This is a genomic window from Streptomyces sp. NPDC051211, from assembly GCF_040689505.1.
Lineage (GTDB): Bacteria > Actinomycetota > Actinomycetes > Streptomycetales > Streptomycetaceae > Streptomyces.
Map to the genome: position 1 here is coordinate 144,862 of NZ_JBFBAV010000012.1, position 12,674 is coordinate 157,535.

General features: G+C 70.8%; 10 protein-coding genes and 2 pseudogenes. 6 read left to right on the top strand and 6 right to left on the bottom strand.

Annotated elements, in window-relative coordinates; all coding sequences use genetic code 11:
- Window positions 1-106: 106 nt before the first annotated feature.
- The 4 genes and pseudogenes from AB0447_RS15105 to AB0447_RS15120 all read left to right on the top strand — a co-directional run bounded on the left by AB0447_RS15105 (window position 107) and on the right by AB0447_RS15120 (window position 5,342).
- On the top strand, window positions 107-2,533 hold the full coding sequence (locus AB0447_RS15105; protein WP_366477068.1) for a helix-turn-helix transcriptional regulator: 2,427 nt from the start codon (window positions 107-109) through the stop codon (window positions 2,531-2,533).
- Between the two features lie 181 nt (window positions 2,534-2,714).
- The gene (locus tag AB0447_RS15110; RefSeq protein WP_366477069.1) at window positions 2,715-3,575 is read left to right on the top strand and encodes an ATP-dependent DNA ligase; all 861 of its coding nucleotides are present in this window, start codon (window positions 2,715-2,717) and stop codon (window positions 3,573-3,575) included.
- Window positions 3,576-4,756: 1,181 nt separating this feature from the next.
- Window positions 4,757-4,975: pseudogene (locus AB0447_RS15115) on the top strand (DUF2716 domain-containing protein); the annotation flags it as partial.
- Between the two features lie 34 nt (window positions 4,976-5,009).
- Window positions 5,010-5,342, top strand: coding sequence for a DUF2716 domain-containing protein (locus AB0447_RS15120; protein WP_366477134.1), 333 nt, complete (start codon window positions 5,010-5,012; stop codon window positions 5,340-5,342).
- A 527-nt stretch (window positions 5,343-5,869) separates the two neighbouring features.
- On the opposite strand, the gene AB0447_RS15125 is transcribed toward AB0447_RS15120, so the two are convergent.
- From AB0447_RS15125 to AB0447_RS15150, 6 genes are all read right to left on the bottom strand, one after another.
- Window positions 5,870-6,418, bottom strand: coding sequence for a phosphatase PAP2 family protein (locus AB0447_RS15125; RefSeq protein ID WP_366477070.1), 549 nt, complete (start codon window positions 6,416-6,418; stop codon window positions 5,870-5,872).
- Between the two features lie 38 nt (window positions 6,419-6,456).
- Window positions 6,457-7,503, bottom strand: a complete 1,047-nt coding sequence (locus tag AB0447_RS15130) for a YihY/virulence factor BrkB family protein (RefSeq protein WP_366477071.1) — start codon at window positions 7,501-7,503, stop codon at window positions 6,457-6,459.
- Window positions 7,504-8,008: 505 nt separating this feature from the next.
- Window positions 8,009-8,680 carry a DUF3618 domain-containing protein gene (locus tag AB0447_RS15135; RefSeq protein ID WP_366477072.1) on the bottom strand — a complete coding sequence of 224 codons (672 nt, stop codon included), beginning with the start codon at window positions 8,678-8,680 and terminating at the stop codon, window positions 8,009-8,011.
- The gene (locus AB0447_RS15140) at window positions 8,656-9,090 is read right to left on the bottom strand and encodes a phage holin family protein (protein WP_366477073.1); all 435 of its coding nucleotides are present in this window, start codon (window positions 9,088-9,090) and stop codon (window positions 8,656-8,658) included. Before AB0447_RS15140 ends, AB0447_RS15135 begins: the two co-directional genes overlap by 25 nt.
- Before the next feature lie 2 nt (window positions 9,091-9,092).
- Window positions 9,093-9,854, bottom strand: a complete 762-nt coding sequence (locus tag AB0447_RS15145; RefSeq protein ID WP_366477074.1) for a hypothetical protein — start codon at window positions 9,852-9,854, stop codon at window positions 9,093-9,095.
- A gap of 416 nt (window positions 9,855-10,270) precedes the next feature.
- Window positions 10,271-10,555, bottom strand: a complete 285-nt coding sequence (locus AB0447_RS15150; RefSeq protein WP_366477075.1) for a hypothetical protein — start codon at window positions 10,553-10,555, stop codon at window positions 10,271-10,273.
- A 115-nt stretch (window positions 10,556-10,670) separates the two neighbouring features.
- Here AB0447_RS15150 and AB0447_RS15155 point away from each other — a divergent pair.
- Together AB0447_RS15155 and AB0447_RS15160 are read left to right on the top strand one after the other, a co-directional pair.
- Window positions 10,671-10,787: pseudogene (locus AB0447_RS15155) on the top strand (IS630 family transposase); the annotation flags it as partial.
- A 359-nt stretch (window positions 10,788-11,146) separates the two neighbouring features.
- The gene (locus AB0447_RS15160; protein ID WP_366477076.1) at window positions 11,147-12,592 is read left to right on the top strand and encodes an MFS transporter; all 1,446 of its coding nucleotides are present in this window, start codon (window positions 11,147-11,149) and stop codon (window positions 12,590-12,592) included.
- Window positions 12,593-12,674: the final 82 nt, after the last annotated feature.

The following is a 12,674-nucleotide window of genomic DNA, read 5'->3' on the forward strand; positions in this document are numbered from 1 at the left end:
CGAACCAGGCAGTTCCACCGGCAGAAGTACGGTCCGGCATACTTTTGCCGGATGAAAGGACCGGCGGACCGGCCGGTCCGCGCAGCACCGGGGGACACACGCGGGCATGGGGACGGACACACCGGTCACCGGCGGGTTCGGCGAGCATCTGCTCCGCCTGCGCACGGACGCGAGGCAGAGCCAGGAGGAGCTGGCGCACGCGGCGGGGGTGAGCGTGCGGGCCCTGTCGGACATGGAGCGCGGCCGGTCCCGGGGGCCGCAGCGGCGCACCGTCGCGGCCCTGGCCGCGGCGCTGGGCCTGGACGCGAGCGGCACCGAGGAACTGGAACGGGCCGCCAGCCGGGGACGGCCCCGCGCGCGCCGGGCCGGGGGTGAGCCGGCGGCCAGCTCGTACGGGGGCGCTGGCCCGACGGGGGAGGCCGGTGGGAAGCCGGCGGTCGGGCCGTCTGAAGGCGCCGGCCCGGCGGGCGCTACCGCCCCGGACCGCTCCTTCCGCCACACCCTCGCGCTCCCGCGCGACCTGCGCGACTTCACCGCCCGCGGGCCCGCCCTGGCGCGGCTGGCGGCCCTGGCCGGGCAGTCCGACCCCGACCGTCCGCCGGTGGCGGTGGTCTGCGGGCAGCCCGGCCTGGGCAAGACCGCCTTCGCCGTGCACGCCGCCCACACCCTGGCACCCCACTTCCCCGACGGGCAGTTCCACCTCGACCTGCGCGGCATGGACCTGCACCCCACCCCACCCCGCGACGCCCTCGCCCGCCTGCTACGCGCCCTCGGCGCCACCGACGTACCCGCCGACACCGATGACCGCAGCGGCCTCCTGCGCTCCCTCCTACGCGACCGACGCGTCCTGCTCCTGTTGGACAACGCCGCGGACGAGGGCCAGGTGCGGCCCCTGCTGCCCGGGGAGGGCGCCTCCCTCACCCTCATCACCAGCCGCCGCGCCCTCGCCGGCCTCGAAGCCGTCCACCGCACCGAACTCGCCCTGCTCCGCCGCGAAGAAGCCATCGAACTCCTCACCCGCATCATCGGCGCCCACCGAATCACACAAGAAGCACAAGCCGCCCGCGACCTCGCCGAACTCTGCGGCCACCTCCCCCTCGCCGTCCGTATCGCCGGACAACGCCTCGCCGCCCGCCCCACCGAACACATCACCAAACTCGCCACCCAACTCGCCGAACAAGGCGGTCGCCTCGACACCCTGAAGGCCGGTTCACTCGAGGTCCGGGCCGCCTTCGCCCTCTCCTACCGGCAACTGAGCCCGCAGGCACAGACCGTCTTCCGACGCTCCTGCCTGGCCGACGGCCCCGACTTCAGCCCCCAGACCGCCGCCCTACTGGCCGACCTGCCCACCCGCACGGCCGCCCGGTATGCCGAGGACCTGGTCGACGCCGGCCTCCTCCAGTCCCACCCCACCGCTGACCGATACCGCTACCACGACCTCCTGCGCCTGTTCGCCGCCGAGCAGTTGGCCGAGGAGGACGGGCCCGAGGAGATCGCCGCCGCCGAGGACCGGGCCGCCCGCTGGACGCTGCGCCGGGCCACCGCCGCCGCCCTGCACTTCGAGGCCGAGTACGGGTCGGCCGCCGAGCAGGGTGACACGGAAGGCGACCCCGACCCGGCCACCGCGCCGGTCGGCCGCGACCGGGCCCGGGCCTGGCTGGAGGAGGAACGGGCCCAGTGGCTCGGGGCCCTGCGCCACGCCCAGTCGACCGGCCGTCACCGGCAGGTCGTCGACGCGGCGGAGGCGATGCACTGGTTCTCCGACGCCACCATGGACTGGGAGCTGTGGGCCGAGGTGTTCCGGCGGGCCGCTGACTCCGCCCGGGCGCTGGGCAGCACCCGTGAGGTGGCCGTGCAGCTGAACTACCTCGCCTGGGCCCGCAACATGTGCGTGTTCGACTACGTCGGCGCGCTGGCCGCCGCGGACACCGCTCTGGAGGCGGCCCGGGAGGCGGGCGACGAGCTCCAGGTGGGCTGGGCTCTGGGGTACGGCGCGGGGGCGCTCCAACGGCTCGGTCGGATCGGGGAGGCCGTCGCCCGGCTGAGGTCGTCGGTCGCCCAGTTCGCCGGGCTGTCCTGTGGTGATAGCAGGCTGGCCGAACTCACGGCCCTCAACGCGCTGGGCCAGGTCCTGCGCATGGACGGCCGGCCTGAGGAGGCACTGGCCATCCACCGCCGCAGCGAGACGCTCTGCCGGGCGGGCATCCCGGGGCGGCCGACCGGAGTGAGCAATTCCTACCTGGCCCTGGTCAGCCAGAACGTCGGCAACGACCTGGCCGCGCTCGGCCGGTGGAGCGAGGCGGAAGCCCCGCTGCGTGAGGTGCTGACCCTTCGTGCGGCGAACCCGATGTCCTTCTGGAGCGAGACCGCCCGGCTCGAGCTGGGCGTCGTCCTGCGGCACCTCGGCCGTCACGAGGAGGCACTGGAAACCCTGACGGCCGCCCACGAAGCCCTGGTCCGGCTGAACCACCCCCGGCAGCTCGAAGCCGCCGCCGAGCTCAGCACCCTGGAAGCAGCCGCCAGCACCGCTTAGTGGACGTCTTATCTGTATGACTGAGCAACACAGAAGGGCCCGTACTCCACGCACGCGCGTGGAGTACGGGCTCTTTCGTGCTTTCAGCCCGGCGCCGGCCAACACCCCGGCACAGGACAGAACGCGGCCACCTACCGAGCACACCCAGGCCAAATCGCCCTGGGACGCCGTAGCGGGGCGGTTGTCGTTCGAGGCGTTGCAGCGCCGGGCCGCCGCCCGCCCCCGCGGTGCCGCCGGCCTCGCGGTCGGCCTGCCGGCCTACTTCGTTGCGTTCGACGTGTTGCAGCTGGACAGCCAGGAACTGCTGCAACGCCCGTACGAGGAGCGGCGCCAACTCCTGGAGGAGTTGTTCACCGACCAGGCCCTGACGGCCCCATGGACGCTGTGCCCGATGACGACGGACCTGGCCGAGGCTCGGGAGTGGCTGGAGTCCTGGACTGACGTGAGCGGCGTCGAAGGCTTGGTGATCAAGCCCCTGACCAGCCGTTACCTGCCCGGATACAGAGGGTGGACCAAGGTCCGCCGCAGGGACACCACCGAAGCGATCATCGGCGCGATCACGGGCACCCTGACCCGCCCAGGGTTCCTCGTCCTGGGCCGCTACGACGCGGCGGACCGCCTGCGCGCGGTGGGCCGGACGGTCCCGCTGCGCCCGGACGTGTCCCGACAGGTTGGCGAGCACCTGGCCGAGGCCGACCCCGGGCACCCTTTCGAGGGGGTGCGGTTCACGGCGGCGTGGGGGAGCCGTGACGTCCTGGACGTGGTGTTGGTCCGGCCGGAGCTGGTGGCGGAGGTCAGCGCGGATCGGGCTGTTGACTGGGGCGCTTTCCGTCACCCGCTTCGCTTCACGCGGCTGCGCCTGGACGTGAGTGGACGATGTCCCGCGGTTCGGGGCCGGGTCGGCTGCGGCGGCCGGCTGACCGCTGGCAGAGCCGCCCGCCCCGCGCCGGCGGACGGGGCTCCCCAGGGGTCGTCACCGATGGGTAGCGGCCCCCGCTTCGTGTCCCCCGCAGGAGTGAATCCGGCCCTCGCGTACGCGTAGGCGGCTTCTGCGGTGTGCTCCCAACTCGCCCCAGAATCAGGGCTATTGACAGTAAATAGGATCTTTCGGCATGTTTCCGGCGCGGCTCGATGGTCGGGCCGCCGATGTGCGATCGGAGTGCGATTCATGGCGCGTTCGGTGCGGGAGCAGTACGACGAGAACCAGGCCGCGGGCCGGCTGCGGGTGCCCCTTGCGGCCTGGCGGTGGGCGGCCGGCTCCGGCCTTGTCCCGGCCGCCGACGCCGGCCCGGGGCTGTGGTCCCGGGCGGCGGTGGAGGCTGCCAACCCGGAGCAGGTGCGGGCCGCGCTCCGGGGCCCGATCGGGGCCGGGGTGGCGGCGGACCGGCTGACGGAAGCTCTGGGGGCGCCGTTGCGGTGCCGGCCGCGGGTGACCGCCTCGGCGGTCGGGCACCTCGCCCGAGCCGGCCTGCTGGTCCGCCTCGGCGGGGACGTCGAGTTCCCCGACGTCCATCCGGACCAGGTGGCCGCCCTCGCGCGCCGCCGGGACCTGCCCGCCCTGCTCGACCGGCACGTCCCCCTCGGCCCGGACCAGGCCGCCGCCGCCTCGGCGTCCGCCGCGTCGTCTTCGATCAGGTCATCAGGCTCGGTTGGATCGCCCCGACCGGATCCGTTGAGATCGACTACAAGCACCACGGCGGCGTCACCACGGTCCCGCTGTACTCCGCCGAGGACGTCGCCCTGCTCCCCGTCGTCCGCCCCCGAGGCCGCAGTGCCGTCCCGGGCATCACCAGTCAACTTCTCGCGCCCCAGGGTCGCAGGTCCTGATGCCCGCGGTCTGCGCCCGCATCGCCCCCGTGGGCCAGCGGTGGCAGCCCGGAAACGCACTCACCGGAGTCCGCGCCCTGATGCGATCCGACCGACGAGCCTGGCTGCGGCGCATCGGGGAGTTCACCGCCCTGTACATCGCTGCCCAGTGCCTGGGCGGACTCGTCGCCCAGGTCCGACCGTACATCTGGAAGAACCCCCTGTTCGGCACCGAACCTGGGGCGGGCAGTGGGAGTTGCACTATGGCAACTTTGCCCTCCAAGGCGTCGTCATCTACGTGACGGTGTGCGCCGCGACAGCGTGGTACGCCTGTCGACTGCGCCAGTTGTTGGCGGCCTGGAGGACTGATCCGCAGGAAGCGGCGCATGGACTTCGGTGGGCGGTGGGCGGTGGGCGGTGGGCAGTGGCCGGCTTCACCGAGGCCGCCACCGTCCGCTCCTACCACTGGCGCCGACCGGCCTCCCCGAGACCAGCCGCCCCGCGCAGTTCCTCGACTGGCTCCACGACGACGGACCACTGTGGGACCGCATCTACACGAACTTCTATTTCAAGCCGAGCACCCCCTCCCTCCCCACGATCACCCCTCCGGCACCCTCCGCCGTCTGGCACCTGCACTCCGACTACCGGCCCGTCCCACATCCCCCAACAGATCGACGCGATCGTCCAGCGCGGACTGCTCACCGCCACCGAGCCCGGGGAATTCGTCTACTGGCTCGACTGGCAGCACGACGGCTACCGCTACGACCCCCGCAGCACCGACCTCCCTGGCCGACCGTCCCGACCCGGCAAGGGCACCTGCCACAATGACGACCACTACCTCCACCTCACCGACGACCTCCGCCTGGGCACCTTCGGCCACCCCTGGGAACAGACACTGACCGCCTGGGGGCCCTCGCTGCTCGCCGCCGTCGAGGCGGAACTGACCAACCTGCTCGGAGAGCCGGTCAGGCGCCGCGGTTGCAGGAGGCCCGGTTCCACGTAGTCCGGGTCGGGAACTGAACGCCACACAGGTCGGCGCGCGGTTCCGGAGCGCACTGAGTCGCACAACGGGCGCGAAACCCGAGTGGCGTAGTTGGCCAGACGGGCCAACGCGTGGTGTTCGCCCTTGCCGACGTCCAGGCCGAGGAAGACGTCGATGTCGCCGGTGTCGATCACGTGCAGGCTCCTCCATCACGCTTTCGTCCGGCCTTGCCTGGGCACCGAGCTGCCACATCCACGTTACGGAGAGCTCTTCCGGCTCGGGTGAAACCGGTGCTCAAGCCCCTCCTCAGCGGTCCGTCGATGCCTCCGGGCCCGGTGACACCACCCCCCCGGATCATGAACAACAAGGGGGGAAGTCATGCCGGACCCGAAGGCCGGAGGCCCCATTGCGGAGCCACGAAAAAGTAAACGGGGGCGCCGTCAGCTGTCGCTCTTTCGTGCCGGTGGTGTCCTGGATAGGGGCGTCGGCGTTGCGTTTGACGGGGTCGATGCCGTTCAGGCCGGGCACCCCCGCCAGCGGCAGGCGCTTCATCCGAGGTGGCGCAGCAGCAGGCGCGGCGCGGCCCGCACCACAGCGGCCGCCGCCAGCCCGATGACGGCTCCTGCGGCGACGTCGGAGGGGTAGTGCGCGCCGCTGTGGACCCGCTCGATCGCCACCAAAACCGTGGGCACGGCGCACGCGGTGCCCGCCCACGGCCATGTCGGAGCGACGGCGGCAGTGAACGCGACGGCCGCGGCGGTGTGCCCGGAGGGGAAGGAGGAGCTCTCCGGCCGGTCCTCGACATCCTCGTGCGGGAACCATTCCTTCGGGGGCCGGCGGCGCTCGACGAGCTGCTTCGCGACCCCGTTGGAGAGCACCTGCGCCACCGCCATCCCCGCAACGCCCGCCACCGCGGCCCTGCGGCCCCTCCATCCGCCCCCGGCCACCATGAGAGCGGCGGCAGCCCACCACAGCTTCGTGTGCTCGGCGGCATCCTCCACCGGTGGCAGCAGGCCGCGCGCCCAGACCGAATCCCAGGACGCCATGCGTTTGGTCAGCCCGTTCTCGCCCGCGCGCACGGACGCCAGAAGTCTCATGGTCAGCAGCTCCCCACCAGGGCCGTCCGGGACCGTGATCACTCCATCCGGCGGCGGTCTTCGTCACTCCACTTCCGCGTGTCCCGCGGCGGGACGTAAGGCTCCTCGTCCTCGGGATGGCCGCCGGCGATCGCCCGCTGTCGGGCCATCTCCGCGTCGAACTCCAGTCCCAGGAGCACGGCGATATTGGTGATCCACAACCAAACCAGGAAGATGATCACCCCGGCGAGGGTGCCGTACGTCTTGTTGTAGGAGGCGAAGTTCGCGACGTAGAACGCGAAACCGGCGGAGGCGATCATCCAGATCAGCAACGCCAGGAAACTGCCCGGGGTCACCCACTTGAACCCGCGTCCCCTGGCGTTCGGAGCAGCCCAGTACAACAGCGCGATCATGACCGTGACCAGGAGAACCAGGACCGGCCACTTGACGATCGACCACACCGTCAGCGCGCTGTCACCGACCCCCAGGGCGGTGCCCACCTGCCGGGCCAGCCCGCCGGTGAAGATCACGATCAGCGCGCTGACGACGGCGAGGATCATCAGCGTCACGGTCAGGCCCAGACGCAGCGGCAGCACCTTCCACACCGGTCGGCCCTCAGGCATGTCGTAGACGGCATTGGAGGTGCGGATGAAGGCGGCCACGTACCCGGAGGCGGACCACACCGCGACAGCCAGGCCCACGATCGCCAGGATCGAGCCGACACCGGCATTGCCCTGCAATTGCTGCACCGCGCCGCTGATCACATCACGCGCCGAGCCAGGGGTGAGCTTCTGGAGGTTGTCCAGGACCTTCTTGGTCGCCGACTCCCCGGCGATACCCAGCAGGGACACGAGGACCAGCAGGGCCGGGAAGAGGGCCAGCACGCCGTAGTAGGTCAGCGCCGCAGCCCGGTCGGCCAGCTCGTCGTCCTTGAACTCTTTGAAGGTGCCGCGCAGCACCGCCCACCAGGACCGTTTGGGCAGCTCAGTGGGCTTGTCCGGTGCCCGCTCCTCCACCCGCTCATCCGGACCCGCACCGTTGTCCCGGTCCGCGTCAAAGCGGTCGCGGTCGTCTCCGTGCCCTGATTTCGGTGTCCTCGCTGCCATACCTGGCGGCTTTCCATGACAGCGCAGGCCATGCCTCCCTTCCCGGCACAATGCGAGAGAGCACGTTTGGACCGGACCGCGCGGGTAGGCGCTACAAGATGGTGCAAAAGGTGCCGCTCCTGTGGACGTGAAGGAGAACGCACAGGATCACCCGAGAGCAGATCCCCGCCGTGCTGGACCACCCGATCTACGACACCGAAGGGAACAAGATCGGCGAGGCCGAGCACGTTCGCCTGCGGGTCTTTGGTCTCACGCCCCCACCGGGGACGTGTGATCACGAGTGTTCCAACGCAGCGGGGGTGCGGTGCGGCGCCAACGGCTTTGTGCGCTGCTGGCGCCGCGTCGACGCCGTGCGCGGGGTGGGGGAATCGCCCACCAACGGGCGAGGGCGGCTACCCGGGTTTTCACTGTATGTCGTGGCCATGGCCCGCCCGTTCCGCTCGCACTGACGCGCGTGGCTCCAGGAAAGCAGATCCCTGGAGCCACGCCGGTGCCCGCTTGGTCTTCACTGCACAGGCGGCCTCGGTGTACCGGGAGTTTCGCGTACCTCATCAGCGGTGTCCCGGCCGACCTGGCGCAGCCCGTCGGCGGTCTCCTGGCCGGCGCTCTGCGCATGCTCGGTCGTGGCCGCGACGGCTTCCTCGGCTGTGCTCTTCACCGATTCCACGGCTTCGGCTGCCGGCTCCTTCAGCTCCTCGCGGACTTCCTGGGCGGCCTGCAGGGCTGTCTGCTTGACGGGCTCGAGGAGCTCGTCAGAGTGTTCCCGCAGCTGCTGTCCCGCACGCTCTTCGGCCTCGGTGGTCGGCAGGAGCGCGGCTGCGAGCATGCCGGCGCCGAAAGCGATCAGTCCGGCGGCCAGCGGGCTGCCCTGGGTCTGCCGTCTGATCTGCGTCGGGGCCTGCTGGAGGGCCTCCTGGACGTTGCTGCCAGCTTCCTTGGCCGTATCCGCGATGCTGTCCGTGGCCTGGTGCAGGCTCCCGGAGGTGCCTTGTGCCGCATCGTGTGCCGTGCCCATCACACGCTCCTTCACTCCGCTCACCCGGTGGCGCATCGAGTCGACCTTGCGCCGGGCGACCTTGCGGGGAGTCATCTTGTCCGCCAAGCGGTCGACGTTGCGCGCCAGGTGCGCGCGCCGGTACTCCACGTCGGTCCTCAGCTCGTCGGGTGTCGTGCCCATCGGGCATCCTCCTTCAAGGTCTCCACAGTCTGTTCCGGCTTAAGGTTGACGCCGCGCAGGCGCTTGCGACCCGTCACATACAGCACCCCGCCCACCACAGCCCACAGCGCGGTGACGATCAGGGCCGCCCAGACGATGTCCATGACGTTGGCCAAGGCGAAGACGACGGTCAGGCTGCCCAGCAGCAGCACCAGATGTCCGGCGTAACCGGCGCCGCCCAGCATGCCGACTGCCTTGCCGGCCTCTGCGGACTCCTGCTTGATCTCGGCCTTCGCCAGCTCGATCTCGTCACGCAGCAGCTGGGACAAATCCTGACTGATCTCGCCGATGAGATCACCGATCGACGGGTCCGAAGCCGCTGGCGGCGTTTGCGCCGGCGCCGCGGGGCCTTCGGGCGAGGAGAGGGCCATGCTCAGATCCCTTCCCCGGGCCGCTGCGGGGGGCCACCGTAGGGCGGTGAGCTCGCGGGCGGGTAGGCCGGCGGGGCCGGAGTCACGTGCGGAGGCTGGGACTGGCCGTAGGTGTCGAGGGGGTCCTCATAACCCGAGGGAATACCGCTACGGTCAGCAGTAGGAAGCCCCGCGTAACCGGTCTCACCAGCGTCAGCACGCTGACCTGCCGCAGCCGTCGTGCGCCGGTCGCCCGAGCCATCGGAGCCCGCTTCGGACGAAGCGGCGGCGCTGACTCCCTTGCCGGCGCGCGCAACTACAAAACCGGCCAGAGCGGCGCCCGCCAGGAAGACTCCCGGGCGACGGCGAGCGAAGTTCTGCAGGTCGCTGACCAGCCCGTCGGGACCGCGCTTCTCCATGTGGGCGGCCACCTGGTGGCCGCTGTCGGCTATTTGACGGGCCATGCCTGCGACAGTGGAGTCCGGCTTGCCGCTCTCACCCAGCTCACGTAGCTCCTGCGAGAGCCGACGCACATTCTCCGCCAGGCGCTGCGTCTGGGTCTCGGCCTGCCCGGTCAGCTGCGTGCGCAGTTCCCCGACGAGGTCCCGGGCCTGCACGGTGGCCTCACCGACCACGTTGGCCGCCTGCTCCTTGGCCGTACCGCCCACCTCGGCGGCCTTGCCCCCGACCAGCGAGGCACTCTCGCCCGCCTTGTCCTGAACGGTGTGCGCTACCGCCGTCGCCTTGCTCTCGTCCTGGCGGCTCGCATCCTGGAAGTCACTCAAGGCTCCTCCTGGTCAATCGATCGGATAACCGTTCCGAAGGCGCGCCTGCCCACCCTTCGAGCACCCACTCCTCAGCACGGCAACGAGTGCCCGCGAGGAAACGGGCGGCCTCGACGTGGGCGCTCTCCACTCTGTACGAAAGATCCACTCGTCGCGTAGGAGGGCGCGAGCAGGCTCACGCACGCGTGCGTGGCTGGTCGACTGACTCATGCGGGTGCTACGGCGCCGTGGGTACAGGCGACCGCTCCTCGGTGTAGTGCGCGCAACGCCGTGCCCGCACGGGGACCGGGCTCAGGCACGCCGGGCAGTCCCTCTTATCCGCTGCACGTCTTGGTGCGGTGCGAACCGCTCGGCGGTGGCTGCGGCCAGGTAGCGGCCGGTCAGGTGGTACAGCACCTTGGTGGAGGAAGGCCAGTTCAGGTTCCGGTGGCCCCTTCCCATGCCAGGGCTTTCTCCCGGACCGCGGGGTCGAGCCCGTCCAGCGGGCCGTGTGCGGGCACCTTCCGGCGCGTGGAGCGGGGGTGGTCCAGGACGTCGAAGTCCTGCGCCCCGAGCACTTGGGTGAGCAGCAGCACCTGCACGCTGGCGTCTTCCTCGGCGAGCAGCCGGCAGCGAGGCCCGTCCAGACCGGCCAGGACGTGGATCCGGTCGTCGAACCGGAGCCGGTCGCCGACCTTGACGACGTCCATCGCCCGCTTCACTGTCCTGCTCCTCGACGCTGCCCGGCAGGCTAGTGCTGTGACCGGCAACGTTTGCCGGGTTGCTCGTTGTACTGGTTGGAGGTGAAGGCATCTTCGACCAGCATGGGGAGGCGGGATGGCAGCACCGGTCAGGGTCCGCAGGCTGACCGAGCAGGAGGGGCAGAAGCTGCAGCAAGTCGTGCGGCGGGGAAGCACGAGTTCGGTGCGGTACCGCAGGGCGATGATGGTTCTGCTCGGCTCCTATAGGCTGGCGGCGCGCTCGGGTCCGGGCGGGCCTGGATGAGAAATTGCGTTGCACAGGCGTCCGGGGGGCTTCTAACCTGTGGCAGTTCCGTCGGTGCCCGTTCCGGGGCCCGGCGCTGTGTTTCGAGGTGATGACGTATTTCCCAGGCCAAGTAAGTAGCCGCTCGTTCCGAGGCTCTTTCCGGTTGTCCGCGATGGCGGGCTTCCGACGCATGCCTCGACGGCGGTGCTCCCTGATGGCCTGGGCTCGTTGCACCCTGCTTTTCCCTGTCGCGCTGTTCGCGCGCGGGGGTATGCCCAGGCCTGCCCCTGCCCCCTCTTCCTTCTGTACGCGAACAGGAATTCCTCGTGTCAACCGACACCCATACCCACGGTCATCCGCGCCCCGCAGGGGCCGGCCGTGCCGCCACGATCATCCTGGTCGTGGTGCTGATCGCCGAGCTGATGAACGCACTCGACGGTTCGATCGTCCACACAGCCCTGCCCTCCATCCAGGCGGACACCGGTGCCTCCAGCGCCGCGGTGCAGTGGATCCCCGCCGCCTACACCCTCACCTTCGCCCTCGCCCTGATCACGGGCGGGCGCCTGGGTGACCTCTTCGGGCGCAAGCGGGTCTTCATCGCCGGCACCGCCCTGTTCGCGCTGGCCTCGCTGCTCTGCGGGATCGCGACCGGCCCGGAGTTCCTGGTCGCCGCACGGGCCCTTCAGGGCGCCGGGGCAGCCGCGATGGTGCCGCAGGTCATGGCCACCATCGCGGTCACCTTCCAGGGTGAGTCGCAGGCCAAGGCGTTCGGCATGTACGGCATGATCATGTCGCTCGGCGGCGTCCTCGGCCCGGTCCTCGGCGCCGCCCTGACCTCTGCCGACATCGCCGGTCTCGGCTGGCGGACGATCTTCCTGATCAACCTGCCCATCGGCCTGGCCACCCTACTCTTCGCCCTCCGGTTCATCCCGGAGTCCCGCGAACAGCAGGCCAGGCGTCTTGACCCACTGGGCATGCTGCTCTCCAGCACCGGCCTGCTCCTTCTCGCCTACCCGCTCACCGCGGGCGGCGAGAAGCACTGGCCGACGTGGAGCTTCGTCATGCTCGTCGCGGGCGCCCTGGTGCTGGCGGCATTCGTGGCCCAGCAGCGGGCGAAGACCCGCAAGGACGGCTCCGCCCTGGTCGCGCTGTCCCTCTTCCAGAGCAAGGCGTTCTCGGGCGGGCTCGCCGCCCAGCTGGTCTTCGGCCTGGTCTCCGGCGTGTTCCTGCTGACGTGGGTGCTGTTCATGCAGTCCGGCCTCGGACTTTCCCCCGGGCAGTTCGCTCCGGCGTCCGTCGCCATCTCCATCGGCGGCATGGCCGGCGCGATGCTCGCCTCCAAGTGGGCGGGCGCCCACATGCGGCGCGTACCGCAGGCCGGGGCGCTGCTCATCGCCTGCACCCTGGCCGGCTACCAGCTGCTGGTCTCCGCCCAGCAGACAGGGATGCCGTTCGTGGCCGCCGTTGCTCCGATGATCCTCGTCGGGGCCGGTTTCGGCATGGTCGGCGCAGGTCTTGCCGGTCTCACCCTCAGCCAGGTCGGCCACGAGGACGCCGGCTCTGCGGCGGGACTGTTCAACACCGCCATGCAGCTCGGTACCGCACTCGGTATCGCAACGGCCTCCGTGGTGTTCTTCAACCACGCCCCGGCGGGCAGCCACGGCACCACCGTGACCGAGGCGTTCGCGGGCAGCATCTGGTACGTCATCGCCGCTCTCGCGGTGATGTGGGCGCTGATGTTCCGGCTGCCCAAGGCGGTCAAGGCCGCCTGAACCACCGTCGGCGGCCCCACCCCGTGCGGGGCGGGGCCGCCGACCCCGGAGCCTGAGTGTGCTCCGCGGCCCGGCTCCTCCC

Excerpts from the sequence above, each read along its gene's own strand:
- AB0447_RS15105 (WP_366477068.1), top strand. The coding sequence starts at position 107 with ATGGGGACGGACACACCGGTCACCGGCGGGTTCGGCGAGCATCTGCTC.
- AB0447_RS15125 (WP_366477070.1), bottom strand. The coding sequence starts at position 6,418 with ATGAGACTTCTGGCGTCCGTGCGCGCGGGCGAGAACGGGCTGACCAAA.
- AB0447_RS15130 (WP_366477071.1), bottom strand. The coding sequence starts at position 7,503 with ATGGCAGCGAGGACACCGAAATCAGGGCACGGAGACGACCGCGACCGC.
- AB0447_RS15135 (WP_366477072.1), bottom strand. The coding sequence starts at position 8,680 with ATGGGCACGACACCCGACGAGCTGAGGACCGACGTGGAGTACCGGCGC.
- AB0447_RS15140 (WP_366477073.1), bottom strand. The coding sequence starts at position 9,090 with ATGGCCCTCTCCTCGCCCGAAGGCCCCGCGGCGCCGGCGCAAACGCCG.